General features: G+C 74.5%; 29 protein-coding genes. 13 read left to right on the top strand and 16 right to left on the bottom strand.

What is annotated here, in order from left to right:
• Positions 1-3: 3 nt before the first annotated feature.
• A complete protein-coding gene (locus ACZ7MY_RS09025; RefSeq protein ID WP_499600613.1) occupies positions 4-417 on the bottom strand; it encodes an ankyrin repeat domain-containing protein in 414 nt (137 codons plus the stop codon).
• 378 nt (positions 418-795) lie between these two features.
• On the opposite strand from ACZ7MY_RS09025, the gene ACZ7MY_RS09030 reads away from it, so the two are divergent.
• Both ACZ7MY_RS09030 and ACZ7MY_RS09035 read left to right on the top strand, forming a co-directional pair.
• Positions 796-990, top strand: coding sequence for a hypothetical protein (locus tag ACZ7MY_RS09030; protein ID WP_018534760.1), 195 nt, complete (start codon positions 796-798; stop codon positions 988-990).
• Positions 991-1172: 182 nt separating this feature from the next.
• Positions 1173-2795, top strand: a complete 1623-nt coding sequence (locus ACZ7MY_RS09035; protein WP_499600614.1) for a hypothetical protein — start codon at positions 1173-1175, stop codon at positions 2793-2795.
• Between the two features lie 46 nt (positions 2796-2841).
• Here the strand turns inward: ACZ7MY_RS09035 and ACZ7MY_RS09040 are convergent, their stop codons facing one another.
• The gene (locus ACZ7MY_RS09040; RefSeq protein ID WP_499600615.1) at positions 2842-3342 is read right to left on the bottom strand and encodes a metallophosphoesterase family protein; all 501 of its coding nucleotides are present in this window, start codon (positions 3340-3342) and stop codon (positions 2842-2844) included.
• Between the two features lie 158 nt (positions 3343-3500).
• On the opposite strand from ACZ7MY_RS09040, the gene ACZ7MY_RS09045 reads away from it, so the two are divergent.
• Positions 3501-3947, top strand: coding sequence for an ATP-binding protein (locus ACZ7MY_RS09045; RefSeq protein WP_499600616.1), 447 nt, complete (start codon positions 3501-3503; stop codon positions 3945-3947).
• Between the two features lie 128 nt (positions 3948-4075).
• On the top strand, positions 4076-5101 hold the full coding sequence (locus ACZ7MY_RS09050; RefSeq protein ID WP_499600617.1) for a GlxA family transcriptional regulator: 1026 nt from the start codon (positions 4076-4078) through the stop codon (positions 5099-5101).
• A gap of 33 nt (positions 5102-5134) precedes the next feature.
• Here ACZ7MY_RS09050 and ACZ7MY_RS09055 read toward each other — a convergent pair whose 3' ends face one another.
• From ACZ7MY_RS09055 to ACZ7MY_RS09065, 3 genes are all read right to left on the bottom strand, one after another.
• On the bottom strand, positions 5135-5773 hold the full coding sequence (locus ACZ7MY_RS09055) for an HD domain-containing protein (protein ID WP_499600618.1): 639 nt from the start codon (positions 5771-5773) through the stop codon (positions 5135-5137).
• A gap of 152 nt (positions 5774-5925) precedes the next feature.
• Complete coding sequence (locus ACZ7MY_RS09060) at positions 5926-6246, bottom strand: DUF4326 domain-containing protein (RefSeq protein ID WP_499600620.1); 321 nt, start codon at positions 6244-6246, stop codon at positions 5926-5928.
• Positions 6247-6295: 49 nt separating this feature from the next.
• The gene (locus tag ACZ7MY_RS09065) at positions 6296-7345 is read right to left on the bottom strand and encodes a CobW family GTP-binding protein (RefSeq protein ID WP_499600621.1); all 1050 of its coding nucleotides are present in this window, start codon (positions 7343-7345) and stop codon (positions 6296-6298) included.
• 160 nt (positions 7346-7505) lie between these two features.
• Here ACZ7MY_RS09065 and ACZ7MY_RS09070 point away from each other — a divergent pair, with 160 nt between their 5' ends.
• Positions 7506-7700 carry a hypothetical protein gene (locus tag ACZ7MY_RS09070; RefSeq protein WP_499600622.1) on the top strand — a complete coding sequence of 65 codons (195 nt, stop codon included), beginning with the start codon at positions 7506-7508 and terminating at the stop codon, positions 7698-7700.
• A gap of 53 nt (positions 7701-7753) precedes the next feature.
• Here ACZ7MY_RS09070 and ACZ7MY_RS09075 read toward each other — a convergent pair whose 3' ends face one another.
• Both ACZ7MY_RS09075 and ACZ7MY_RS09080 read right to left on the bottom strand, forming a co-directional pair.
• Positions 7754-7978, bottom strand: coding sequence for a DUF397 domain-containing protein (locus ACZ7MY_RS09075; RefSeq protein WP_499600623.1), 225 nt, complete (start codon positions 7976-7978; stop codon positions 7754-7756).
• 217 nt (positions 7979-8195) lie between these two features.
• Positions 8196-8420, bottom strand: coding sequence for a DUF397 domain-containing protein (locus ACZ7MY_RS09080; protein WP_499600624.1), 225 nt, complete (start codon positions 8418-8420; stop codon positions 8196-8198).
• 203 nt (positions 8421-8623) lie between these two features.
• Here ACZ7MY_RS09080 and ACZ7MY_RS09085 point away from each other — a divergent pair, with 203 nt between their 5' ends.
• Positions 8624-8836, top strand: a complete 213-nt coding sequence (locus tag ACZ7MY_RS09085) for a hypothetical protein (RefSeq protein ID WP_499600625.1) — start codon at positions 8624-8626, stop codon at positions 8834-8836.
• Here ACZ7MY_RS09085 and ACZ7MY_RS09090 read toward each other — a convergent pair.
• A complete protein-coding gene (locus ACZ7MY_RS09090) occupies positions 8809-9813 on the bottom strand; it encodes a DNA polymerase Y family protein (RefSeq protein WP_499600626.1) in 1005 nt (334 codons plus the stop codon). The genes ACZ7MY_RS09085 and ACZ7MY_RS09090 overlap by 28 nt on opposite strands.
• 91 nt (positions 9814-9904) lie before the next feature.
• On the opposite strand from ACZ7MY_RS09090, the gene ACZ7MY_RS09095 reads away from it, so the two are divergent.
• Together ACZ7MY_RS09095 and ACZ7MY_RS09100 are read left to right on the top strand one after the other, a co-directional pair.
• Entirely contained in the window at positions 9905-10606 is a 702-nt protein-coding gene (locus ACZ7MY_RS09095) for a hypothetical protein (RefSeq protein ID WP_499600627.1), read from the top strand.
• A gap of 38 nt (positions 10607-10644) precedes the next feature.
• Positions 10645-10824, top strand: a complete 180-nt coding sequence (locus tag ACZ7MY_RS09100) for a hypothetical protein (RefSeq protein WP_499600628.1) — start codon at positions 10645-10647, stop codon at positions 10822-10824.
• 35 nt (positions 10825-10859) lie between these two features.
• Here the strand turns inward: ACZ7MY_RS09100 and ACZ7MY_RS09105 are convergent, their stop codons facing one another.
• Positions 10860-11801, bottom strand: coding sequence for a DMT family transporter (locus ACZ7MY_RS09105; RefSeq protein ID WP_499600629.1), 942 nt, complete (start codon positions 11799-11801; stop codon positions 10860-10862).
• 212 nt (positions 11802-12013) lie between these two features.
• Here ACZ7MY_RS09105 and ltaE point away from each other — a divergent pair, with 212 nt between their 5' ends.
• The 4 genes from ltaE to ACZ7MY_RS09125 all read left to right on the top strand — a co-directional run bounded on the left by ltaE (position 12014) and on the right by ACZ7MY_RS09125 (position 16497).
• Positions 12014-13087 carry a low-specificity L-threonine aldolase gene (gene ltaE / locus ACZ7MY_RS09110; RefSeq protein WP_499600630.1) on the top strand — a complete coding sequence of 358 codons (1074 nt, stop codon included), beginning with the start codon at positions 12014-12016 and terminating at the stop codon, positions 13085-13087.
• A gap of 168 nt (positions 13088-13255) precedes the next feature.
• Positions 13256-13900, top strand: a complete 645-nt coding sequence (locus ACZ7MY_RS09115; protein ID WP_499600631.1) for a L,D-transpeptidase family protein — start codon at positions 13256-13258, stop codon at positions 13898-13900.
• 262 nt (positions 13901-14162) lie between these two features.
• Entirely contained in the window at positions 14163-15458 is a 1296-nt protein-coding gene (locus ACZ7MY_RS09120) for an RICIN domain-containing protein (RefSeq protein WP_499600632.1), read from the top strand.
• Between the two features lie 112 nt (positions 15459-15570).
• The gene (locus ACZ7MY_RS09125; protein ID WP_499600633.1) at positions 15571-16497 is read left to right on the top strand and encodes an SDR family oxidoreductase; all 927 of its coding nucleotides are present in this window, start codon (positions 15571-15573) and stop codon (positions 16495-16497) included.
• A gap of 22 nt (positions 16498-16519) precedes the next feature.
• On the opposite strand, the gene ACZ7MY_RS09130 is transcribed toward ACZ7MY_RS09125, so the two are convergent.
• The 5 genes from ACZ7MY_RS09130 to ACZ7MY_RS09150 form a co-directional block, all read right to left on the bottom strand.
• Positions 16520-17110 carry a lytic polysaccharide monooxygenase auxiliary activity family 9 protein gene (locus ACZ7MY_RS09130; protein ID WP_499600634.1) on the bottom strand — a complete coding sequence of 197 codons (591 nt, stop codon included), beginning with the start codon at positions 17108-17110 and terminating at the stop codon, positions 16520-16522.
• A gap of 255 nt (positions 17111-17365) precedes the next feature.
• A complete protein-coding gene (locus ACZ7MY_RS09135; protein WP_499600635.1) occupies positions 17366-18388 on the bottom strand; it encodes a GNAT family N-acetyltransferase in 1023 nt (340 codons plus the stop codon).
• 52 nt (positions 18389-18440) lie between these two features.
• Positions 18441-19073 carry a nucleoside/nucleotide kinase family protein gene (locus ACZ7MY_RS09140; protein WP_499600636.1) on the bottom strand — a complete coding sequence of 211 codons (633 nt, stop codon included), beginning with the start codon at positions 19071-19073 and terminating at the stop codon, positions 18441-18443.
• A 108-nt stretch (positions 19074-19181) separates the two neighbouring features.
• Complete coding sequence (locus ACZ7MY_RS09145) at positions 19182-20243, bottom strand: sensor histidine kinase (protein WP_499600637.1); 1062 nt, start codon at positions 20241-20243, stop codon at positions 19182-19184.
• Positions 20240-20914, bottom strand: a complete 675-nt coding sequence (locus ACZ7MY_RS09150) for a LuxR C-terminal-related transcriptional regulator (RefSeq protein ID WP_499600638.1) — start codon at positions 20912-20914, stop codon at positions 20240-20242. The genes ACZ7MY_RS09145 and ACZ7MY_RS09150 overlap by 4 nt, the downstream gene beginning before the upstream one ends.
• 205 nt (positions 20915-21119) lie before the next feature.
• Here ACZ7MY_RS09150 and ACZ7MY_RS09155 point away from each other — a divergent pair, with 205 nt between their 5' ends.
• Positions 21120-22748 carry a SpoIIE family protein phosphatase gene (locus tag ACZ7MY_RS09155; RefSeq protein WP_499600639.1) on the top strand — a complete coding sequence of 543 codons (1629 nt, stop codon included), beginning with the start codon at positions 21120-21122 and terminating at the stop codon, positions 22746-22748.
• Positions 22749-22781: 33 nt separating this feature from the next.
• Here ACZ7MY_RS09155 and gnd read toward each other — a convergent pair whose 3' ends face one another.
• Together gnd and ACZ7MY_RS09165 are read right to left on the bottom strand one after the other, a co-directional pair.
• A complete protein-coding gene (gnd, locus tag ACZ7MY_RS09160) occupies positions 22782-24218 on the bottom strand; it encodes an NADP-dependent phosphogluconate dehydrogenase (RefSeq protein WP_499600640.1) in 1437 nt (478 codons plus the stop codon).
• A 93-nt stretch (positions 24219-24311) separates the two neighbouring features.
• The gene (locus tag ACZ7MY_RS09165; RefSeq protein ID WP_499600641.1) at positions 24312-24938 is read right to left on the bottom strand and encodes an SRPBCC family protein; all 627 of its coding nucleotides are present in this window, start codon (positions 24936-24938) and stop codon (positions 24312-24314) included.
• Between the last annotated feature and the right edge of the window lie 17 nt (positions 24939-24955).

Genomic DNA, 24955 nt, shown 5'->3' on the forward strand with positions numbered 1-24955 from the left:
GGGTCATGCGGCGCCGAAGAGTTCCAGGAGTGCGTCCTTGCCGAACATGCGGGCCGTGTCGATGGCCGAGGGGGTGCCCGCGGCGGGGTCGGCGCCGCCGTCGAGGAGGACGCGGACCACCTCGTCCTCGCCCTTGAAGACGGCGCCGGCGAGCGGCGTCTGACCGCGGTCGTTGGCGCGGTCGGGGTCCGCGCCGTGCCGCAGGAGGGCGGCCACGGTGGCGGCGTGGCCGTGGTAGGCGGCGAGCATGACGAGGGTGTCGCCCTTGTGGTTGGTGAGGTCGGCCGGCACCCCGGCGTCCACGTACGCCGTCAGGGTCTCCGTGCCGCCCCGGCGGGCGAGGTCGAAGACCTCGGCGGCGAGTCGCAGGACGCCGGGGTCCTGGGCCGGGTCGTTCTGCGGGGTCGGCTCGCTCATCGTTCCTCACTGGAGGTGGCTGGTCGCCGTGCGCGGGAGGGGCCTTCGTGATCCACCCTAAGCGGCCTCAACGGCCCTGGCCTCGCCGGGCGTGCCGGCGCTGCGTGCCACGGCGGGGACGTGGACCGGACAAGAAGCCATGGCCGAAGCTTAACGATTTTGATCACTCGAACGGGCGACATCGCTGCTCCGTCGGCGGGGCCTGCCACATGACACGCCGGACGACCGGCGAGGATCACACCGTAAGAAACAGTTCGGCAGAGCCGAAAGGGTGAACTTCCCTACAAATCACCCATTCGCCTCTTTTCAGAACATATTACTAAATGTAATTCTGGAACAACTCATGGTGACAGTCCCCATCACACAGGAGTAGCCCCCATGATCCTGTCCATCTCAGGCGTCGTCCTGCTCGGCATCATCGTCTTCCTGTTCTTCCGCAAGGACGGACTCAAGGCGTCCCACGCGCTCGTCTGCGCCCTCTTCGGCTTCTACCTCGCGGGCACCGCCATCGCCCCGAGCATCAAGGCCGGCGGGGCGAGCCTGGCGAGCCTCCTGGGCGGGATCAAGTTCTAGCGCGGCCGTCCCGCACGGCCGAACCACCACCGGGCCCGGCGCCGCTCCGCACCGGGCCCTTCCCGTCCGGTCCCGTCCGGCTCCCCCGTCCCGTCGCGTCCACGTCCCCATCCTGCCGTCCCTCCGGTCCCGTCCCCTCCCTCCCGTCGTACCGTCCCCGCAACGATCCTCTGGAGCTCCCCGTGGTCCGGCGCACCCTCTCCGCCCTCCTGAGCAGCCGCCCCTCGCTCACCCGCGGCCGTGAGCTCGCGCGGGCCGCCGTCGACAGCACCACGGACGTCCTCCACCCGCTCTTCGTCATCGCGCGCGGGCTGCGCCGGCAGGCCGGCTGGGCGCGCGAATGGTGGGGCAGCACCCCCAAGGACCGCCGCGGGCCGGCGCTGATGGCCTCCGTGGGCGCCGGGTTCCTCGTCCTGGTCCTGCTCCCCTACGGCGCCTACCTGCTGGTCGCCGCGCTGATGGGCTCCGCCGGCTGGATGGGCCGCGACCGCACCCCCGCACCGACCGGGCCGAGCGGCGCCGAGAACGACCGGCTGACCGCGCTGTACGAGGCCCTGGTGCCGTACCTGTCGGTGGCCGACGACCCCAGCCCGCTCTACGCCCACGACGGCAGCTGGGAGAACGCCTTCGGCGACCACTCCTTCGAGGACGGGCGGCTGGTCCGCCTGAACCTCAAGTACCCCGCCTACTTCACCGACGGCGAGCCCGCCGCCCGGGCCCGCGTCGAGCACGTGCTGCACGCCAAGGTGGGGCGCGGCCGCGAGTACCGCTTCGAGTGGAACGAGGAGGAGAACCACCTCACCCTCACCGCGCTCCCCCCGCTGCCCACGGACATCGCCGCCCAGCGCTTCGTCACCTCCCCCGGCGAGACGGTGCTCGGCTTCACCGACCCCGAGGCCGTGCAGCGCACCGTCCCGGTCGGGAACGGCGAGGACGTCAGGGACGCGCCGCCGGTGGTCTGGCGCACCGGCCCGCGTTCCACCGAGCCGCACCTGCTCGCCCTCGGCCAGCCCGGCACGGGCACCACGACCCTGCTGCGCTCCATCGCGCTCCAGGCCCTGCCGGAGGGCGACCTCGTGGTCGTCGACGGCAGCGGGACGGGCGAGTACGCGTTCCTGAGCGGGCGGCCCGGAGTGATGGCCGTCGAGAGCGGCCTCGCGGGGACGCTGGCCACCCTGGAGTGGGCGGCGCACGAGACCGAGCGCCGGCTGATCGCCGTCAACCGCGCCCGGCAGGCCGGCCGGACCGCTCCCGACGACGTACGGCGCCCGCTGTGGATCCTGGTCGACCGGCCGACGGTGCTCAGCCACCTCGCGCACGCCGAGAACCGCCCCGACCCGCAGGAACTGCTGGACACCCCGCTCCGGCACGGCCGCGCGGCCGGGGTGACCGTCGCCGTCGCCGACCACCTCGACGGCGCCGAGGCACTCGCCCAGGTGGTCGTCGCCCACACCAGGGCCCGGGTGCTGCTGGGCGCGGTCACCGCGGAGCAGACCCAGGCAGTGCTCGGCGCGCCGCAGTGCTCGACGTCCGCCGCCGAGGTGCCGCCAGGCCGCGGTTACGTGCGGCTGGGCTCGGGCCCGGTGCTCCGGGTGCAGGTGCCGGCCACCCCGGACCCCTTCGACGAGGACGCCGGCGACGCGCACCGCCGGGCCGTCATGGCGCTGCTGCCGCCCGCGGACGCCGCCGGCGGCGCGGAACCCCGGGAGCGGGAGGCGGAGGCCGCCGAGGCCCCCGGCGCGGTCCGGCTCTCCGGGCACCCGGGCGCGGTCCGGCCGGCCGGCGACCCGGCGCTGGAGCACTAGAACCCCGGCGCCCCTGCCCTGGTCGGCGCCTCGGTCGGCGCCCCGGTCAGCGCCGCGGCAGTTCGTGCAGACGTACCTCGGTCAGCGCGCCGGCGGCGGCGACGGCGGTGAGGTAGGTGCCGTACGGCTGACGCCTGCGGTCCGTCGGCGAACCGGGGTTGAGCAGCCGCAGCCCGCCCGGCGCCGTGCTGTCCCAGGGGATGTGGCTGTGCCCGAAGACCAGGACGTCGAGGTCGGGGAAGCGCTCCTCGCAGCGGCGTTCGCGTCCCTGCGCCGGGCCGCTGTCGTGGACGACGCCGAAGCGCAGGCCCCCCAGCTCCGCCCGGGCGACCTCGGGCAGCCGCGCGCGCAGCTCGGCGCCGTCGTTGTTGCCGTACACGCCGATCACCCGGCGGGACCGCGCCTGCAGCAGGTCGAGGGTCGCCGCGTCCACCCAGTCGCCGGCGTGGAGGACGGCGTCCGCCTCGGGAATCCGGTCCAGGAGTTCGGCCGGAAGCTCCTTGGCACGTTTGGGCAGGTGTGTATCGGACATCACAAGAAGACGCACACGTCCACGCTATCCGCGCGGGGGGACGGGAGCGGTGCCGGGCACGGCGGCCGGAAGGGAGGCCGACGTCGCGGCGTGCCGCGCGGGGCGGCGTGGCCGGTGGGGCGACCCCGCGGTCGCCGGGACCGCGGGCCTCATCGATGAAGGGCCCACACGTCATGTGCGGTGACACCACCCCCACCCGTTCGGCCGAACTCGTGCAGCCCGCGGAGGCCGCCTACGTGGGCGCCGCGCGCCACTTCGCGTCCGAGCTGCTGGGGCTCTGGGGACTGGCCGCGGAGGACCGCATCGCCGCCGAGCTGATCGTCGACGAGCTCGCCGCGAACGCCGCGCGCCACGGCAGGGCGCAGATGTCGGTCCGGCTGTGCCTGCACGACGACGGCCTGGTCATCACCGTCACCGACAGCGGCGAGGCCCGGCACCACGACGGGGCCTTCCCCGACAGCACCCCGCCGGACGAGCACGGCCGCGGGCTGGAGATCGTACGCAGGCTGGCCGGGTCCACCTGCATCCACGACGACGAGCGCGGCCGCCGCGTGGTGACCACGCGGCACCTCGCCCCGCTCCAGCGGTCCGTCGCGGGGGTCACCAGCCCGGCGTCGTAGGTGCCGGTGGACATGGGCGAGAATGACGGGCCGGACAGCGACGGCGGGTCCAACGTGCCCGGGACGCGGACCACATGGGTGCCCGCGGCCGTTCCGCCGGACACCCGCCCGCTCCAGGAGGAACGACCGTGACGTCCCGTGTGAAGCCGTCGGTGCCGCCGGGGGCCGCGTCGGTGGTGGCGCCGCACCGGGTGCTGGTGCTGCTGTTCGAGGGTCTGCAGTTGATGGACGTGACGGGTCCGCTGGACGTGTACACGGCGGCGAACGAGTACGGCGCCCGGTACGTGACGCGGACGGTGTCACTGGACGGCCGGCCGGTGACGACGACCGCGGGGCTGCGGCTGGTGCCGGACCTGTCGCTGGAGGAGGTCGACTTCCCGGTCGACACGCTGCTCGTCCCCGGCCGCCCGGACTGGTGGGCGGCGGTGGCCGACACCGCGCTGGTGGACGGCATCACCCGGCTCGCGGACCGCTCCCGTACCGTCGCCTCGGTCTGCGCGGGCGCGTTCCCGCTGGCCGCGACGGGGCTGCTGGACGGACGCCGGGCCGCCACCCACTGGCGGCTGGCCGACGACCTCGCCGCCCGCTACCCCAAGGTGGAGGTCGACAGCGACGCGATCTTCGTCAGGGACGGCCGCTTCATCACCTCCGCGGGCATCAGCGCGGGCATCGACCTGACCCTGTCCCTGGTCGAGGCCGACCTGGGACCCGACATCGCCCGCAAGGCCGCCAAGTTCCTGGTCGTCTTCATGGCACGTCCCGGCGGCCAGTCGCAGTTCAGCGTCCGGCAGAGCCCCCGGCACCCCGCCCACTCGGTGCTGCGCCGGGTCCTGGACCAGGTCGCCGCCGACCCCGCCGCCGAACACGGCCTGGCCGCCCTGGCCGCCAGGGCCGGGGTCAGCTCCCGCCACCTGACCCGGCTCTTCCGCACCGAGACCGGCGGCACCGCCGCCCAGTACGTCGAACGCGTCCGCGTCGAGGCCGCCCAGGCCCTGCTGGAGGCCGGCGACGAAGCCCTCGACACCGTCGCCCGCCGCAGCGGCTTCGGCTCCGAGGAGACCATGCGCCGCGCCTTCCGCCGTCGCCTGGGCGTCAGCCCAGGCGCCTACCGCGACCGCTTCCGCACCACCCGCCCCCACGGCACCCGCGAGTGACAACCGCGGGCACCGGGGGACACCGGAGCGGGGTCACTCCGCCCAGGGGGACTGCAGGATGGTGTCCACGAAGTTCCCGCGGACGAAGCCCGGCACGAAGCGCTCCAGCACGTCGGCCTTGACGTTGCCGAACGTCGTGTCGGGGCGCGGCGCGATGCCGTGGGTGAACTCCTTGAGGATGTTGTTCTTGAAGTCGGGCCGCGGGTGGACGGCGACGACCGCCTCGCGCTCCTCGGGCGTGATCTCGTCGTAGCCGATGCCGAGGACGTCCACCTCGACGCCCGAGGTGACCAGCGCGATCTCGGGCGCCATGTGCCACGGGATCTCCGGGGTGGTGTGCAGGGCGATCGCCTCCCACACCAGCCGCGCGCGGTCCGCGGGGACGTCGTGCTCCAGCAGGAAGCGGCGGGCCTCGTCGGCGCCGTCGATCTCGAACCGCTGGTCGGTCCTGGCGTAGGTGTCGGTCAGCCCGAGGTCGTGGAAGAGCGCGCCGACGTACAGCAGTTCGGGGTCGACGTCCCACCCGCGGTTGCGGCCGCGCATCGACGCCCAGAAGTACACCCGGCGGGAGTGGTGGTAGACCACGGGGTCGGCGGCCTTCCGTACCAGTTCGGTCGCCTCCGCCACGAGCCGGGTGTCGGGGACCTCGATGTCCGCGATGATTTCAGCCACGTCGAATCTCCTGACAGGATTCCGGGTTCCGCCGGCCTCCGGGCGGGGCGCCCGGTGCCGATGGGTCCATCCTCGGACGGGACGGCCGGGCCCGCCGGACGCGGTACGGACGCGCGACCCTCGGATCGGGACACGCGGCCGCCGGGGCGGAATCAGGCGGCGTCGGCGAGTTCCGCGATGACCTGAGCGTGGCACGGTTCGGGCACGCACCAGCAGCCGAGCCTGCGGCCGCGCAGCGCGGGCAGCATCGCGAGCAGGTCGGGGCGGCCCAGCAGGTGTTCGCGGTACTTCTCCAGCACCTCCCGGCGGGTGCCGTCGGGCCCCGGCCGGTAGGGGCTGGCCAGCGGGGATCCGGGCAGGTGCCATCCGCCGCGGTGCATCGGGCGGCCGACGTAGACGACGTCCGCGTACGCCGGGTCGTCGCGGTGACCCTTGAGGTTGACGACGGTGGTCCGGGGCTCGGTGTCGCTCATGGCCTGTTCCTTCCTGGGCGCCGGGTCCTGGGCGCCGGTGCGGGCCGCGTCAGGGGCGGACGTAGCGCAGCACGCCGAGCATGGCGTCCTCGGCGAGTTCCTCGTCCGGGCCGGCGACGCACGCGTCGAGCCCCTTGCGCAGGGCGCCGGCGTCGAGCCCCGCACCGATCATCACCAGGCGGGTGGCGCGGGACTCGCCCCGCGACCACGGGGACGGCAGGAAGCGCAGGAAGCCGCCGACGGCGTGCAGCGTGTACTTCTGCCGGTGGGCGGGCGGGGCGAAGCGCACGAAGCCCTTCATCCGGTAGAGCCCGGCGGGCCTGCCGTCGAGGAACTCCATCAGCCGGCGCGGGTGCAGCGGAGCCTCGGAGGTGAACTCCACGCTGTCGTAGGCCGCGTGGAGGTGGCCGGTGTGGTCGCCGTCCCCGGGGTGCCCGTGCCCGTCGTCCGCGTACAGCTCCTCGAACGACAACTGGCGGGCGGCCGTGCCGTTCTCCGTGCGCGGCCGGGGCTCGAAGAGCAGGGCGGGGTCCACCCGTCCGTGGGCGGCCTCGACGAGTGGAGTACCGGGGGCGAGGGCGGTCAGCGCCTCGCGGACCCGCCGGCGGTCCGCGGCGTCCACGCGGTCGGCCTTGTTGAGGACGACGAGGTCGGCGGCCCGCACGTGGCGGTCGAGTTCGGGGTGGCGGGCGCGCACGGCCTCGAACTCGGCGGCGTCGACGACCTCGACCAGCCCGCCGTAGGTGACGGCGGTGCCGGTGCCGGCGAGCAGCAGCCGGATCATGCCCTGGGGCTCGGCGAGGCCGCTCGCCTCGATGACGATGACGTCGATGCGGGCCTGCGGGCGCGAGAGCCGGGCGAGCATCTCGTCCATCTCCGTGGCATCCACCGCGCAGCACAGGCAGCCGTTGTCGAGGGCCACCATGGAGTCCACCTGGCCGGCGACGGAGAGCGCGTCGACGTTGATGCTGCCGAAGTCGTTGACGATCACGCCGATGCGGGTGCCGCCGCTGTTGCGCAGGAGGTGGTTGAGGAGCGTGGTCTTTCCCGAGCCCAGGAATCCCGCGATGACGACGACCGGAATCCGTTGCTTGGCCAAGGCTTCCTCTCCGGGTCGGGCTGCCGGCCCCTCATCGTAAGCCCGGCGCACCCCGGGGTGCTTCGTGCGGGTGAACCGGCGCCGGGCGCAGAACCGCGGCGGGGGCGGTGGGGTCTTCCGACGCGTCCACGGGGATGGCCTGACGACGAAGGAGGCGCCCATGGCGGAGCAGGAGGCGGACCACGGCACGGTGCTGGTGTGCATCGCGGCGGAGGACGAGGAGACGGCCTACCGCATCGTCGACCTGATCTCCGGGCGGCACCCGGCGACGGAACCGCAGCTGCGGCACACCCGCGACGGCGTGGTGGCGTGCGCGCTGCGGGCCCAGACGCTGCGGGTGCTGGGCGACGCGTGAAAGGCTCGGCGGGCCGGTCCGCCGGCCCGCCGAGCGAGGGGGAACGACACGGCCTAGCCGAACTCGCCCTCGCGCACACCCTCACGGAACGCCGTCCACTCCCGCGCGGTGAACCGCAGCGGCGGCAGGTCCTTGTTCTGGGAATCACGGATGGCGACGGCTCCGCCGCCGAGGTCCGCGACCTCGACGCACTCCGGCAGATAGCCGCTCTTGCTGCTCTTGACCCAGCGCGCTGCGGTCAGGTCCCGCGCGTAGAGGTCGGCCTTCTGTTCCTGCATGGGGAACCTCCGTTCGAGGTTCGGTCTCGCTTACCCTCCCCACCCTCGCCCCGACCCTCCCGGGACGCAACCACCGGGCGGGTGGTTGCCTGAGGCAACCGCATGACCGAGGCTCCGCGGGCCCCGAACGGCGCCGTCACCTGCCCGGGCCCGGCCCGCCGGAACGGTCGTGCGGCCCCGGCGGACCGGCCCGTCAAACCGGTGTCAACGCGGCGGCCTAACCGAACTCGCCCTCGCGCACACCCTCACGGAACGCCGTCCACTCCTCCGCGGTGAACCGCAGCGGCGGCAGGTCCTTGTTCTCGGAGTCACGGATCGCGACGGCTCCGCCGGCGAGTTCCGCCACCTCGACGCAGGTTTCCCGGTAGGGGCTCTTGCTGCTCTTGACCCAGCGCGCCTCCGCGAGGTCGCGCCTGTACAGGTCGGCCTTTCTCGCTTGCATGAGAAGCTCCGTTCGATGCCCGATCGGATGTTCCCCCTTCCCACCCTCGTCCCGCAGCACCTGCCTCGCAACCGGCGCCGCGCCCGTGATCGGGGCGGAGCCTCGGGTCCGCTCAAGTGCTCACGGGCGCAGGCATTCTGACGGTCCGTCGAGCACTGGTTGCGCCCTGTCGCGAAACGCCGCGACGCGGCAGTATCGAACACATGGCGGCATCATCGGGGTGCGAGGTGTGCGGGCGGGAGGACGACACCGTCCGCGACTGCGGCATCCGTCACCTCCCGCTCGCCGTGTGCGACGCGTGCTTCGCGGACATGGCACGGGCCCGGCGCGGGCCACTGCCGCGTCCGCTGGACGGCGCGGAGGTCATGGCCGCCGTACTGGAGGCGCTTCACGAGGACAGCCGGCGCTCCTCCTGAGCGGGGCCGGGCGCGGGCGGATCGGCGAAGGTGGACGGCAGCACGGCCCGGCCGCGGCCCGCACCGACCGGCACGGCGCGCGCCTGGTACGGATCGGCCGCGGACAGCCCCTCGGCGCGCAGGGCCACGGCGCGCACGGGGGCGCCGTGCGGTCCGAGGGCCTCGTGCATGGCGAAGGCGGCCTCGGCGAGTTCGCCGGGGTCGGAGGTGGGCTCCGGCAGGGTGCGGCTGCGGCTGACGGACGAGCCGCCGGCGAGCCGGACGGTCAGGGTGAGCGCGGTGGCGGTACGGCCGGTGCTGCGCAGCCGGTCACCGAGGCCCAGCCCGAGTTCGAGCACGGCCCGGCTCAGCGCGCCGCGGTCGGTGGGGTCTGTGGTGTCGGCGGTGAGGAGGCGGTCCGCGGCGAGTGAGCCCGGCGGGTGCTCCGGGGTGATCGGCGCGGGGTCCAGGCCGTGCGCGCGTTCCCACACAGCACGCCCCGGAGCGGCGCCGAGGAGGGCCTGGGCGTCGGGCAGCGACGCGGCGGCGACCTTGCCGACGGTCTCCAGCCCGGCCGCGGCCAGCGTCCGGACGGCCTCCGCGGTGATCCCGGGAAGGGCCGCGACCGGCTGGACGCGCAGGAAGTCGGCGACGGCCCGCGGATCGGAGTCGACGGCGCGGATCCGGCCGGCGAGGACGTCGTGGGCGGCCATGGCGGCGACCGTACGGCTCCCGGCGACGCCGATCGTCGGGCTCACGTCGTACAGGGCCGAGGCCCGGGTGCTGATCATGAGGGCCAGCTGCTCGGGCAGCAGCCCGTAGAAGCTCACCGCGGAGCGCACGTCCGCCACGACCGCGTCCGGCGGCTCGGCGCGGACGACGGGGGTGAACTGGCCGACGAGTGCGGTCAGCGCCGCGAGCGTCGCCGGGTCGGCCCCGCCGCAGCGGATGTACAGCACGCAGGGCCCGGGGTCCTGGTGCGGCTCGGCTTCGACCATGGTGTGTCCGCCTCCACCTCGTTCGAACAACTGCTCGATTTCGAGTGTAGGGCATTCCGGCTCCCCGCGTCCGGCTCATAGGGTGCTTCGCATGACCCTGACCGCCGTCCAGCGCCGCGCCCTGCTGGAGTCCGACGCCGACACCGGCCAGCTGAGCGCGCGTGAACCGACCTGCGTGGCGCTGACCAGGCAGGGTCTCGCCGTGCGCTACGGCCGTACCGGCGGCTACTACCTCACGCAGGAGGGCCGCCGGGTCCGCACCGAACTGGCCCGCGGGGAGGTCCCCGAGGCGGGGACGGGGGCGGGGACGACGGCGCCGGAGGAGGCACCGGCGGGGGCGCCGGCCCGGGACGCCGAGCGCGGCTTCGCCGCCGACGACGGGCACGGCACGGCCGGCGCCGCCCCCGGCCGTGCCGCCGAGGTCGCCTCCGCCTGGTCGGGGCTGCTGGAGATCCGCCGCGTCCTGCAGGACGGCGACACCACGCGGCCTGCGCCCTGGGAGCGCGAGCGCCTCGTCCACGCCGTCGCCCTGGCCCTGGAGGCGGACGGCCGGCCCCCGTCCGCGCGCGACGCCGACGGGCGCCCGTCGGTCACCGGCTACGCCGTCGGGCCCTCCGCCCAGAGCGGGGTCGCCGAGGTCTCCTGGCACTCCCCCGCCGGGGCCGCCCCTGGCACCGCCGAGACCGAACTGGACCGGTGCCGGCGCGTCCTGGAGGCGTACGGCTGGCAGAGCACGCTCCACCACGACCGCCGTCGGAGGGCGTTCCTGCTGGTCTCGCCCCGCCGGGCCTGAGGGAGCAGGATGGAGGCAGCGACCGTAGGAGGTCCGCCATGAAGTCCACGTCCTCGGACGCCGATCCGTACCTCTACGCCGGGACCCCCTCCCAGGCGGAGGGCGAGCGGATCTACGACGACGCCGAGCGCAGCACGATGGAGATCCACCCGGACGTGCCCCGGACGACCCCCTCCCAGGCGGAGGGAGAGCGCACGGACGACCTCCCGCCCGGATGACCCGGGGCGGGGCGGCCGCCGGGCAGGCCCGTCCGTCAGCGACCCCTGCCGGAGAGCACCGCCAGGGCGAGGACGAGGACGGCCAGTCCCGCCCAGGACAGCGGCGTCGGCCGCTCCCCCAGCACGGCCACCCCGAGCAGGGCGGCGACGGCGGGCTCGGCGAGGGTGAGCGTGGTGGCGACGGACGGCGGTGTGTGCCGCAGGCCGTGCCCGAAGAGCCGGTAGGCCAGGAAGGTCGTCAGCACCGCGAGGTGCAGGACGACACCTGCGCCACGGGGTGTGGCGAGCCAGACCACACCCGTGGCGACCACCACCGGCAGGGTCAGCAGCCCGGCGGAACCGAAGAGCACCCCCATCACCGCGCCCGGCGCCTGCCCGCGGCCGATGAAGTGGCCGCCGACCAGGGAGTACACCGCGTACGAGAGCCCGGCCAGGGCTGCCAGGGCCACCCCCGCGGCGTCCGTGCGCGCCGCGGGGCCCGCGTCCGCGCCGCCGAGCACCAGCAGCCCGCAGCCGAGCACGGCCACGGCCGTCGCGGCGGCCCAGCGGCGGCTGGGGCGGTGTGCGCCCGCGGCCCAGGCCAGCAGTCCGGTGAAGACCGGCGCGCTCCCCAGGGCGATGACCGTGGCCACGGCGACCCCGGTACGGGAGACGGCCGGGTAGAAGGCGAGCGGGTAGCCGGCGACGGCCAGGGCGCCGACGGCCAGCAGCGCGGCTCCGGAGCGGCCCGCGGTGCGCAGCAGGGTCCGCGCCCCGCGGGCGCCCGCCAGGAGCAGGAGCCCGCCGAGGGTGAGCCCGGCGCCGCCGACCGCCGCGGGCGGGGCGCCGGCGGGGGCGAAGGACGCGGCGGTGCCGGTGGTGCCCCACAGCAGTGCGGCGGTGAGGATCGGCAGCGCGCCGTGGACGGAGCGCGGCCGGGCGGCGGCAGCGGGCGCGAGCGGGCGTCCGGGGGCGAGGGAGGGGCTGTGGTCCGGCACGGGGGCGGCCTTTCGTCACGTCACGCATCGAGGAAGCGGATCCGGGACGGGCGCACCTGGACCGCCCCTGGTGGCCGGGCGGCCTGCCGGGGACGGTGGGTCGGGTCCTTCAGTGAGTGCGCCCGGTCAGGCGCACAGCGGCGGAAGGACGACGTGCCAGTGGGAATTCACCCGACGATCCTACCGAAGGGCGGGCATGGCAGGGTGAACGCATGCCGATCACTGATGTCACCGATGAGCAGCCCGGACGGGTCATCGACCTGCGGAGCGACACCGTCACCAGGCCCGGCGCGGCCATGCGCCGCGCCATGGCGGAGGCCGAGGTGGGCGACGACGTCTTCGCCGACGACCCCACCGTGAACGCCCTCCAGGACCGGATCGCGGAGCGGCTCGGCTTCGAGGCCGCGCTGTTCGTCTCCTCCGGGACGCAGAGCAACCTGTGCGCGCTGCTGACGCACTGCGGCCGCGGTGACGAGTACATCGCCGGGCAGTCGGCGCACGTGTACCGCTGGGAGGGCGGCGGCGGTGCCGTGCTCGGCGGGATCCAGCCGCAGCCGCTCCCCCACCGGGCGGACGGGACGCTGGACCCGGCCGACATCGCGGCCGCGGTGAAGCCGGACGACCCGCACTTCCCCCGCACCCGGCTGCTGTGCCTGGAGGACACCATCGGCGGCCGGGTCGTCCCCGTGGACTACCTGCGGGCCGCGACGGGGCTGGCGCGCGGGCACGGGCTGGCCACGCACCTCGACGGGGCCCGGCTGTTCAACGCCGCCGTGGCCGCGGGCGGCGACCCGTACGAGCAGGCGCGGCTGATCGCCGGCCACTTCGACAGCGTCTCGGTCTGCTTCAGCAAGGGCCTGGGCGCCCCGGTCGGCTCCGCGCTGCTGGGCAGCCGGGAGTTCGTGGCGCGGGCGCTGCGCTGGCGCAAGGCGCTCGGCGGCGGGATGCGGCAGGCGGGCATCCTGGCCGCGGGCGCGCTGTACGCGCTGGAGCACCAGGTGGCGCGGCTCGCCGAGGACCACGCGAACGCGGCGCTGTTCGCGGAGGGGATCAAGGGCGTGCCGGGCCTGGTGGTGGGCGACGCCCAGACCAACATGGTCTTCGCCGAGCCGGCGCCGGGGGTCTCCGCCGAGCAGGTCCAGGAGCGTCTCGCGCGGCACGGACTGCGCTGCGCCGGCTACCCCGGGCTGCTGCGCTTCGTCTTCCACCTGGACGTGTCGCGGGCCGACACCGAGGAGGCCGTGCGCATCGTGCGTGCGGCCCTGGAGGACGCCCCGCGGGGCTGACGTACCGTCACCTCCACTTCCCGCACCGGCCGTTCCGCAACCTCCGGTGCCTCCCGGTTGTCCTAGGGGGTGAGGCCGTCGCGCGACGGCCTCACCGGGGAAGGGGAAGCGATGAGAGCGGGAGCGTCAGCGGGACGACGGGCGGGGGCCGCCCTCGCGGTGGCGGTGATGGCCGTGACACCGGTCGTGGCGGGGGGCGGCACGGCACAGGCCGCGTCGTGCACGACGAGCAAGGGGCCCTACCAGAAGCAGGTGGAGAAGTTCCTGGGCCGGCCGGTGGACGGCAAGCAGTCGGCGGCCGACTGCAAGGCGACACGGGCCTTCCAGACGAAGTACGGGATATCCCCGAACATCGGCTACGCGGGCCCGGTGACCTGGGGCGTCATGAAGATCATGAACTCCCAGAAGGCCGCGGGCAGCAATCCCAACAAGGCCGGCAAGTGCCCCACCAACAGGGGGCGGATCGCGTGCGTGGACCTCACGCGGCAGCTGAGCTGGATACAGGACGGCAAGAAGCTGAAGTTCGGGCCGGTCCCGGTGCGGACGGGCCGCAACGGCTACGAGACCCGCACCGGTTCCAAGAAGGTCTACTGGCGCCACAAGGACCACTGGTCGACGCTGTACAACGTGGCGATGCCGTACAGCCAGTTCTTCGACGGCGGGCAGGCGTTCCACTCGATCGCGGGGAGCGTGTGGTCGCCGCCGGGATCGCACGGCTGCGTCAACATGCGCAGCGGCGACGCCAAGAAGTACTGGAGCCTGCTGAAGAACGGTGACGACGTGTACGTGTACGGGCGCAAGCCCGGTACGTGACGCGGCGCGGCGCCGGCGGGTGGGGGCGGGCGGGACCGGGCGGGGGGGGATCCCCGGTCGGGACCACCCGCCCCTTCTTGGTCCAGACCTCTTGACGGGGTCAGGGGGCGGCAGTTCAATCACGGCGTGAACTAAGGCTTGAACGAAGACGGACGGGAATCCTCGCGCCCCCACGCACGCGGGTTCAAGAAATGTCAGGTGCATGACCGAAGTAGCGCACCCGTCCGCCACCCCCCACGACCGCCCCGAAAGGCAGCGCCCTGTGAAGGCACTCCCCCCACGCCCCCGCCCGCTCCGGCGCCCGCGCGCCCGCGGCCTGTTCGCCGCCGCCACCGCCGGGCTCCTCGCCCTCGCGGCCCTGACCACCACCGGCCCCGCCGACCACCCCCTGCCCGCGGCCCCCGCCGCCACCGCCGCCGTCACCACCTTCGCCGACGAGTTCGACGGCGCGGCCGGCAGCGCCGTGGACGGCGGCAAGTGGCAGGTCGAGACCGGCGACAACGTCAACAACCACGAGCGGCAGTACTACACCGCCGGGAACCGCAACGCCGCCCTCGACGGCCAGGGCCACCTCGTCATCACCGCCCGCAAGGAGAACCCCGCCGGCTACCAGTGCTGGTACGGCAGTTGCCAGTACACCTCCGCCCGGCTCAACACCGCGGGCCGCTTCACCACCACCTACGGCCACGTCGAGACCCGCATGAAGGTCCCGCGCGGCCAGGGCATGTGGCCCGCGTTCTGGATGCTGGGCAACGACATCGGCGACGTCGGCTGGCCCGCCAGCGGCGAGATCGACATCATGGAGAACGTCGGCTTCGAGCCCGGCACCGTCCACGGCACGATCCACGGCCCCGACTACTTCGGCTCCGGCGGCATCGGCGCCGGCTACACCCTGCCGGGCGGCCAGGCCTTCGCCGACGCGTTCCACACCTTCGCCGTCGACTGGAACCCGGACTCGATCACCTGGTCCGTCGACGGCACGGTCTACCAGCGGCGCACCCCGGCCGACCTCGGCGGCCGCCGGTGGGTGTTCAACAAGCCGTTCTTCGTCATCCTCAACCTCGCGGTGGGCGGCTACTGGCCGGGCGACCCCGACGGCAGCACCGCCTTCCCGCAGCAACTGGTCGTCGACTACGTCCGCGTCACCACCTCCGACGGCGGGGGCGGGGGCGGCACGACCGGCCGCATCACGGGCCTGGCCGGCAAGTGCGTCGACGTCGCCGGGGCCGGCCCCGCCAACGGCACCCCCGTCCAGCTCTACGACTGCAACGGCACCGCCGCCCAGCAGTGGACCGCCGCGTCCGACGGCACCCTGCGCGCCCTGGGCAAGTGCCTTGACGTCAAGGACTTCGGCACCGCCGACGGGTCCCAGCTGCAACTGTGGGACTGCGCCGTGAGCACCAACCAGAAGTGGGTGCTCAGCGGGGCGCGGGACATCGTCAACCCGGCGGCGAACAAGTGCCTGGACGTCGCGGGCAACAACTCCGCCAACGGCACCAGGCTCCAGCTGTGGACCTGCACCGGCGGCGCCAACCAGAAATGGACGCTGACGCCCTGACCTCCTGACGCCCAAGGGGCCCGGACCCCGAGCCCCGGGCCCCTGACGCCGACCCGCCGGTTTCCCGGTACCGACTCTGGCAACTGACGGGTCGCCATGGGACCGTCACCCCATGACGGATCCCCTCCCGCTCGCCGGACGCGCGGCGCTGGTCACCGGCGCGTCCGGCGGGATCGGACTGGCCGTCGCCGCGGAGCTGACCGCCGCGGGCGCCCGCGCCCTGCTCACCGCCCGCGACCCCGCCCGGCTGGAGACGGCGGCCGCAGGGCTGCGCGCCGCCGGGCACACCGTGGTCACCCTGGCCGGCACGGTGGCCGATCCCGGCCACCTCGCGGCATGCGCGGCACTCGCGGTCCGCGCCCTCGGCGGCCTGGACGTGCTGGTCAACAACGCCGCCACCAACGTCCCGTACGGGCCGCTCGCCGAGGCGGACCCGGACCTGTGGCGGACCGCGTTCACGGTCAACGTCGAGGCGCCCCTGCGGCTGACCCAGCTGGCGTGGCGGGCCTGGATGCGCGAGCACGGCGGCGCGGTGGTCAACGTCTGCACCGAGGGCGCCGGGCACGTCGGCCCGAACGTCGGCGCCTATGGCACCAGCAAGGCGGCGCTGCTGCACCTGACGGGGCAGCTCGCGGGGGAACTCGGCCCGGCCGTGCGGGTCAACGCGGTCTCCCCCGGCCTGGTGCGCACCGAGATGGCGCGCTTCGTGTGGCAGGACGCCGAGCACGCCATCGCCGCCGGGCTGCCGTTGGGACGGATCGGCGAGCCCCGCGACGTGGCCCGGGCCGTGCGCTGGCTGGTCTCGGACGAGGCCGCCTGGATCACGGGCGCCGAGCTGGTGGTGGACGGCGGGACACGGGTCCGCGCCGCCCACACCGGCGCCGCGGACGCCCCGGGCGGCACGGGGCGTCCGGGCGGCACGGACGCCCCGCGCGTCGGCCCCGGCGGAGTTGCCTCCACCGCCGGGGCCGACGCCGTGCGGGAGCGGCTGCTCGACAGCCGGCCCGCTCCGGAGGGGCCGCCCGGTCGCCGTCGCTAGGACCGCCCGTCAGGACCGTCCGTCAGAACTGCACGTCGGAGCAGGCGTAGAAGGCGTTGCCGGTGTCCGCGACGGACCAGACGGCCAGGATGATGTGCCGCCCGGTCCGGCTGGGGATGGTGCCCTGGTGGGTGACCGTGGCGGGCGGCCTGGCGCCGTTGTAGTTGACGGTCAGGAACGGCGTCAGGGTCAGCGCGGAACGGGTGAGCGGCCGGCTGGGGTCGAAGCCCTGCTTGGTGATGTAGTACTTGAAGTCGCTCGTCGCGTGCGAGGCCGTGAACTGCCAGCGGAAGCTGTAATTCTGACCTGACGTCACCTTGGTGGTGGGCCATCCGGTGCCGCCGCGCGGGTTGTCGAGCTGGGCGAACCGGCTGTTGCCGCCGGCGCAGAGGGTGCCGTCGGAGGGACCTGAGGACGGGAAGCCCTTGGGGCCCTCGACGCTCTGCGGCTCCCACTGGATGTCGCCGCAGTTGGTCACGGTGCCGTTGGCGCAGAGCTTCTGACGGCTGATGGGGGCGTCGGTGTAGCCGTGGCTCCAGGCGCTGCCGGTGCCGAGCACGGACAGCCCGACGAGGCCCAGGCCGATGGCGGCGGCACGGAATCTCCTGTGCATGCTTCGCTCCTCGGAGAACGTGGGGGAGTTCTGAGAGCAGTGCGCAGCCCGCGGGCGGTAGGTCTAGACCAACAGCGAAGGTACTCCCATGAATTGGTCATGTCCAGACCAAGAACAAGGGAAAGCCCCGGCCAGGACGGGGGGATCTGGCCGGGGCAGCAAGGGAGTTCGTCGCGGACGCTCAACCGGGTCCGCCGGACGATCTGAAATTAGTTTAACAGTGAAAGAGGAGTGCTCCTCACCACTCCAAACCTGTCAGCGCTGTGGTGTCCCGCACATGCGCGGGTCCAGCACGCGCTGCAGCCGGTACGCCACCGGCTTGAAGCCCACCGCCGGCCAGTGCCCGGCCGACACCGGCGAACCCGCGGGCCAGCTGGCCGTGATGTGCCGGTAGCCGCTGTCGTACGCCCACGCCAGCGCCGTCGCGAGCAGCACCCGGCTGATGCCCTCGCCGCGCGCCGCGTGCGTCACGTACGCCTCGACCAGTTCCACGCACCCGTCGGGCACGACCGGGCCCGGCGCCGCGGGGGTCAGCACCACCATGCCGATCTCCTCGCCCCGGCGGGCCGCGACCCACGCCCCGCAGCGGCCGTCGGTCAGGGCGTCGGCGTAGTGCGTCCGCAAGGTCGCCAGCGCGCCCTCGGGTTGGGGCCGGAACACCGCCGAACCGCGGTCGGCGCGTGCCGCCTCCGCCGCCATCCGCCCGATCCGGTCCAGGTCTCCGGGTCCCGCGCGGCGCACCGACAGCGCGTCCACCCCGCGCGGCTGCCGCCCGCGCGGCCGCACGGCCATCAGGCCCCGCACCCGTTCCAGGCCGAAGCCGGAGCGGAACCACGCGGAGGCCACCGCCTCGTCGGCCGGGAGGTCCACGTAGTGCACGTGGCGGCGCTCCGCGACCAGGCGCGCGGCGACCGCCGCGTACAGCCCGCGCAGCACGTCCTCGCGCACCCCCTCCCGGCCGCCGCGCAGCGCGTGCCCGCCGTAGGCGACCAGCGCGGAACGCGGGTGGGCACGCAGCACGGCCCGGTCGTCGTCGGCGAGGTCGAGCGGGGTGGTGACGAGGTAGCCGGTGACCGACCCGTCGCCGTCCCGGGCGAGCACGGCCTCCACGCCGGGCCCGGCGAGGATCTTGCCCAGCAGTTCCTCCCCCGGCGGCGGAGCGGTGCTCCGGCCCGACTGGTGGGGCAGCGCCTTGCGGGCCCTGGCGTACCAGCGGTCGAGGAGGGCCGCTGCCTCGGGGACGTGCTCGGTGGTCAGCGGAGCGATGGCGACAGTCATGGTGCTCCGGGACGCTAACGGTCGCGGCGGGGCGGCGGCAAGGGCCGCCGGGTCACCCGGTCCAGGCCGGGTGCCGCGGGTCGTCGGTGTGCACCAGGACGTCCGCGGTCCCACCGGGCGCGGTCTCCCGCTCGTAGCGGGCGTACGCCGGGAGCGTCCAGCGCTCGTCCTCCGGCGTGCGGCGCGCCAGGGCCGCCCCCGACATCCTCAGGTGGACGCAGAGGTCGAAGGGGAAGCCGTAGCCCTGCAGCAGCGCGCCGTCCAGCAACAGCACTCCCCCGGGCGGCAGTTCCTCGTAGGCCGCGCGCGTCGCCCGGTCGGTCAGCGGGTCCCACAGCGAGGGCAGCACGCGCCCGGTGCCGCCCGGGGCGAGCGGGTCGAAGACCTCCCGCCACAGGGCGCCGGTGTCCAGCCAGCGCTCGTAGAAGGCGTCGGGGTCGTGGCGTCCCAGCTCGTAGCGCTGCGAGGCGGGCCGCCAGTAGGTCTCCGCCCGTACCCGGACGACCGGCCGGCCCCTCAGCCGCAGCGCCTGCGCCAGGGCCTCCCCCAGCGCGTCCGGGCGCGTGGCCGGTGCCCCGTCGACCGCGACCCGCGGGCGCTCGCCGCCGTCGTCCGGCTCCAGTTCGAGCACGCGGTCCGCGACGGCGTCGGTCAGCCGTTCCCAGGTCACAGGCGTCAGTCGCACGCCCCCATACTGCCGGTCGGGATCCGCGCCCGCGCAGGCGGCCCGCGGTCACCCGGCCCGTGGTCCGTCAGCCCGTCGTCACCCGGCCCGTCGTCACCCGACTCGCGGTCACTCCTCGCCGGTGACCCGTCCCGGCGCCAGCGGCACCCGCAGGTCGACCGTGGTGCCCTCGCCCGGGGCGCTGCGGACGGCGAGCCGGGCGTCGATCAGCTCGGCGCGCTCGCGCATCGCCGACAGGCCCATGCCCCGGGTCTGCGGCGAGGACGGCTCGGCGGCGCGCGGGGTGCCGCGTCCGGCGGCGGTCGCGGCGGCCATGCCGTGCCCGTTGTCGGTGATGGCCACGTGCACGGCGCGCTGGTCGCTCTCCAGGCTGACCACCACCCGGGTCGGCTCGGCGTGCTTGGCCGCATTGGTGATGGCCTCCTGCACGATCCGGTACATCTGCGCCTGCGTCTCGGCGGTGAGCCGGCCGCATTCGGTGTCCGCCTGCGGGCCGAGCCGCAACTCGGTGCGGATGCCGTACGTCTCGAACGAGCGCCGGCACAGCGCCTGCAGAGCCGGCTGCAGGCCCAGTTCGTCCAGGACCACGGGCCGCAGGTCGACGATCAGGTGCCGCAGCGAGGCGATCTGGTTGCCGACCAGGCCGCGCGCCTGGTCGATGGCCTCCCGCATGGCCTCCTGCCGCCCGTCCGCGGCGGCGGTGGACAGCACCACCTGGACCGCGCCGAGTTCCTGCAGGGTGTCGTCGTGCAACTCGCGCGCCCAGCGGCGCCGCTCGCGCTCCTCGCCGTCGTGCCGTGCCCTGACCCGCTCCCGGCGCAGGCCCGCCTCCCGGCGTGCCGAGGAGCGGACGGCGAGGAGGGCGTAGGCGACCAGCAGCAGCGGCAGCACGTGCAGGACGTTCAGCGAGGGCTGCTGGGCCATGCGGACCGTCCCGGCCACCGTCAGCATCAGCGCGAACGCGATGGCCACCACGAGCCACACCCGCTGCCGCGGAGGCACCATGGGCGTGAGCGGCAGATAACAGACGGCCGCTGCCAGCGCCAGGGCGAGCTCCCACCCCTGGGAGCGGTCGGTGACCTCCATGACGGTCGCCGCCGCCAGGAGACAGGTGCCCAGCCCCTCCAGGGCCAGGCGCGTCCCGGTCCTTCCTGGGCCGGAGGGCGTCATGCCACCAGCCCTCGCTCTCTGGCCGCGGCGATCAGCTCGGCCCGGCTCTCCTTGCCGAGCTTGTCCCGCAGCCGCGACCGGTGGGTCTCCACGGTCCGTACGGAGACGAACAGGCGCCGGGCGATCTCCTGGTTGGTGTGGCCCAGCGCCAGCAGGGTCAGCACCTGCGCCTCCCGGTCGGTGAGCGGCTCCTCCTGGTGCCGTTCCGCCAGATCCAGGTCCTCTACGGCCAGCCGCGCCCCGAGCGAGGGCTGCACATAGGTGGCGCCGCCGGCGACCTGGTGGGCGGCGGCGAGCAGTTCCTCGGCGGCGGCCTCCTTCAGCAGGTAGCCGGCCGCTCCGGTGCGCAGCGCCTCACGGGCGAACGCCGGGTCCTCCTGCATGGTGAGCACCAGGATGCGCGTCCTGGGAGAGGCGTTCAGCAGCGCCGGGATCGTCGGCAGGCTGGACCTGCCGGACATCGTCAGGTCCAGGACGAGCACCCGCGGGTGGTGGCGCTCCACGGCCTCCAGCGTCTCGGGCACGGAGCACGTCTCGGCGACGATCTCGAAGGCCGGGTCCGCGGCCATCAGCAGCCGCATGCCGGCCCGGACCACCAGGTGGTCGTCGGCGAGTACGACGGAGATGGCAGGGTGCGGCTGACTGCCGTCGGGGCGGCTGAGGACGTCCATAGCACACACGGTAGATCGGGCGCGCGCGGTGGGCAGCCCGCGCCGGCGGTGTTGCGGGAAACCCGCAGTCACGTCTACGGCACATCCCTGGTGACGTCTGCGGCGGTGCAGCGACCCGGTCGGCCTGGTGGGGAGGCAGCCTCGGAAGTGAGTGCTTGAAAGGCACACCAACCGCCGACCCCGAACCTCAGCCGAGGCGAATCCCATGCTCTGTGCCACCCTCCCGCCCCAGGCCGGCCCCGCCGACCGGCCGTGGTCCTACGACGCAGCCCAGCAGCTCGTGGATTCAGCCGTGCCGGCGGTGGCCGACTTCGCCGCCGTCGAGGTGTCGGACGCCACCGTCTCGGAGCAGGCCGCCGTCTCGGGACTGCCCGCCACCGGGCTCGCCTTCCGCCGTGGGGCGTTCCGCGCGGCCCGCGGCTCCGCGATCCCGCGGGCCTACGAGGTCGGCGAGATCAGCACCCTGCCGGCCAGGACGCCGTACCACGCGTCGCTGACCGACCTGCGGCCGCACCTGGTGATGAACCTCCGCCCGCAGACGGGGTGGCTCTCCCGGGACCCCGTGCGCGCGCCGCTGCTGCGGATCAGCGGAACGCACTCCCTGCTGGTGATGCCGCTGGACGTCAGTGGCGTCGTCCTCGGCATCGCGGCCTTCTACCGCACGGCGGGCTCCCCCGCCTTCTCGCGGGCCGACCTGGTGGCGGCCGGTCACCTGGCCCGCAGGGCCGCCCGGCTGCTGGACTGCGCCCGCCGGCGCCTGATCCAGAACGCCGCCGGGCGGATCCTCCAGGAGGCCCTGCTGGCGGCGCAGGGCCCGCCGGTCAGCGCGATCGAAGCACCCCGGGGGCACCTGCCGTCGTCCGCGGCCCCGGGCGCCTGGGTCGACGTCATCCCGCTGCCCTGTGCGCGGGTGGCCCTGGTGACGGGCGCGGTGCGCGGCCACGGTGTCGCCGCGGCGACCGCGATGAGCCAGCTGAAGGCCGCGGTGCGGGCGCTGGTGCTGCTCGACATGAGCCCCGGCGAGGTCCTCTCCCGGCTCCACCGGCCCACCGCGACCCCCGTCGGCGACGAGGCCGACCAGTGCCTGATCGTCGTCTACGACCCGGTGGCCTGCCGCTGCACGGTGGCGTACGTCGGCTGGACGGCGGCGCCCCGGGCGCTGCCCCCGGCGCCCCCGGCGGCGGACGACGACGACGACGTCCCCGCGCCGGGCGAGCCGGAGGTCCTGGAGTGCGACGTGCCGCCCGGCAGCGTGCTGCTGCTGAGCTGCGGCACGGACGGCGTCCCCGACGGCGCGGAGGCCGCCGGCCGGGTGACCGGGCTGCGCGTGCTGCCCGCCGACGGCGCGCCGGCCGCCGAGCCGGCGACGGTGCTCGACGGCGTCCTGCGCACGCCCGCGTGCGGCGCGGACCCGGTGCTGCTCGCCGCGCGCACCCGCGCCCTGGCCGCCGGCGACGTCGCGACCCGCGAGGTGCCCAACGACCCCGCCGCGGTGGCGGAGGCTCGGGCCTGGACGGACCGTCTGCTGACCGAGTGGAAGCTGACGCAGCTGGCCTTCACCACCACCCTGGTCGTCAGCGAACTCGTCACCAACGCCGTGCGGTACTCCACCGGACCGATCCGGTTGCGCCTGATCCGCGACCGGGTGCTGGTGTGCGAGGTGTCGGACTGCTGCAGCGCCGCCCCGCACCCGCGCCACGCGGCGCCCAGCGACCAGGACGGGCGGGGGTTGTCCATCGTCGCCCAGCTCACCGACGCCCAGGGCACCCGCTACACGGAGACGGGCAAGACGGTCTGGGCGGAGCAGCTCATCACCCCGCCGCTCGCCGCGTAGGCCCGGCCGCGCCGGGCCCACGCGGCGCGGACGTCAGGCGGGGTTCTCCGAGCGGTCGCCGCCCCACAGCGTGTGGAACGAGCCGGACTTGTCGACCCGCTTGTAGGTGTGCGCGCCGAAGAAGTCGCGCTGCCCCTGGATGAGCGCGGCCGGCAACCGCTCCGCGCGCAACGCGTCGTAGTACGCGAGCGCCGCGGAGAAGCCGGGCGCGGGGACGCCGAGCTGCGCCGCGGTGGACACGACCCGCCGCCAGGCCGCCTGCGCGTCGCCGAGTGCCTCGGCGAAGTGGTCGTCGGTCAGCAGCGTGGGACGGCCCGGCTCGGAGTCGAACGCCTCCTTGATGCGGTTGAGGAAGCGCGCCCGGATGATGCAGCCGCCGCGCCAGATCGTCGCCATCGCGCCCGCGTCGATGTCCCAGCCGAACTCCTTGCTGCCCGCCTGGATCAGGTTGAAGCCCTGCGCGTACGCGACGATCTTCGAGGCGTACAGCGCCTGCTCGACGTCGTCGGCGAAGCGGTCGCCCGCCGCGCTGTCCAGCCAGGTCTCCGCAGGTCCCGGCAGCCCGTGCGAGGCGGCCCGCAGCTCCGCGCTGCCGGACAGCGAGCGCGCGAACACCGCCTCGGCGATGCCGGAGACGGGGACGCCGAACTCCAGGGCGTTCTGCACGGTCCAGCTGCCGGTGCCCTTCTGCCCGGCCTGGTCCAGCACCACGTCGACGAACGGCTTGCCGGTGTCGGCGTCCGTGTGGGCCAGTACCTCCGCGGTGATCTCGACGAGGTACGACTCCAGGCGGCCGGAGTTCCAGGTGCGGAAGATCTCCGCGATCTCGCCCGGCCGCTTGCCGGCGGCGTGCCGCAGCAGGTCGTAGGCCTCGGCGATGAGCTGCATGTCGGAGTACTCGATGCCGTTGTGGACCATCTTGACGAAGTGTCCGGCACCGTCCGGGCCCACGTGGGTGCAGCAGGGCACCCCGTCGACCTTGGCGGCGATGTCCTCCAGGATCGGGCCCAGGGACTCGTACGACTCCACCGAGCCGCCCGGCATGATCGAGGGGCCGTTGAGGGCGCCCTCCTCGCCGCCGGAGATGCCGGTGCCGACGAAGTGCAGGCCCTGTTCGCGCAGCGCCTTCTCCCGGCGCCGGGTGTCGCGGTAGTCGGCGTTGCCGCCGTCGACGACCATGTCGCCGGGCTCCAGCAGCGGCACCAGTTCGTCGATCACCGCGTCGGTGGGGGCGCCGGCCTTGACCATGATGATGATGCGCCTGGGCCGTTCGAGCGACTCGACGAACTCCTTCAGGGACTCCGCCGGATGGAACTCGCCCTCGCCGCCGAACTCCTCCACCAGGGAGCGCGTCCTGGCCGGGGTGCGGTTGTACAAGGCCACGGGGTGGCCGTGCCGCGCGAGGTTCCGGGCCAGGTTGCGGCCCATGACCGCGAGTCCGGTGACGCCGATGCGGGCCTGCTCCGCCATCTGCGGGTCCTCTCTGTGCTGTGGTGCGGGGGGCACGTACGGCGTCCAGCCTGTCAGCGAACCGGCCGGGTGGCCGGGATTCCGGCGGATCCGTCAGCTGCCCGCGCCGATCCGGCCCTGACCTGCTACACGGGCCATCGCACGGCGCAGCCCCCTGGCCGGCGGAGCGGGAACGGCTCCGACCACCTCGGCGGCCGGTGCCCTCGGCTGGGCCGCCCGGAGCGCGCCGGTGGCGGGCGGAGGTGGTGGCGGAGACGGCAGCGGGGGCGGTGGGGCGATGCTGTGGTCGCCGAGGGCCTCGCGCAGCCGGCGCGCGTCCTCCGGGAGGTCGCGGCGCCAGGCCCAGCCCAGGAAGGGGCCCAGCAGCAGCATGCCGCCGCCGAGCTGGCAGGTGACCTGCAACTGGACGAACGCGCCCCGCGAGTGCGGCAGCATCCGGAAGGCGAACTCGGGCGTCTGGGTGCCCAGCGGGCTCCACATCCGCCGGCCGCGGTAGGCGATCCGCCGGCAGGGCTGGAAGACCGAGCAGACCAGCCGGTGCTCCCGATGGCGGCCCGGGTAGTGGTAGCGGTAGACGGCCCGCTCGCCGGGGGGTACGGCGTCCGCCGCGACGGCGGCGATGCCGGAGTTCCACGACGCGAGGTTGCGGGCGTCGGCAAGGAAGTCGAAGACCTCTTCCACGGTACGGGTGACGATCACGCTCGTAGACACCGTCGGCATCGCAGACCTCCCCGGTG

It is taken from the genome of Streptomyces sp. NPDC111520 (assembly GCF_055635295.1).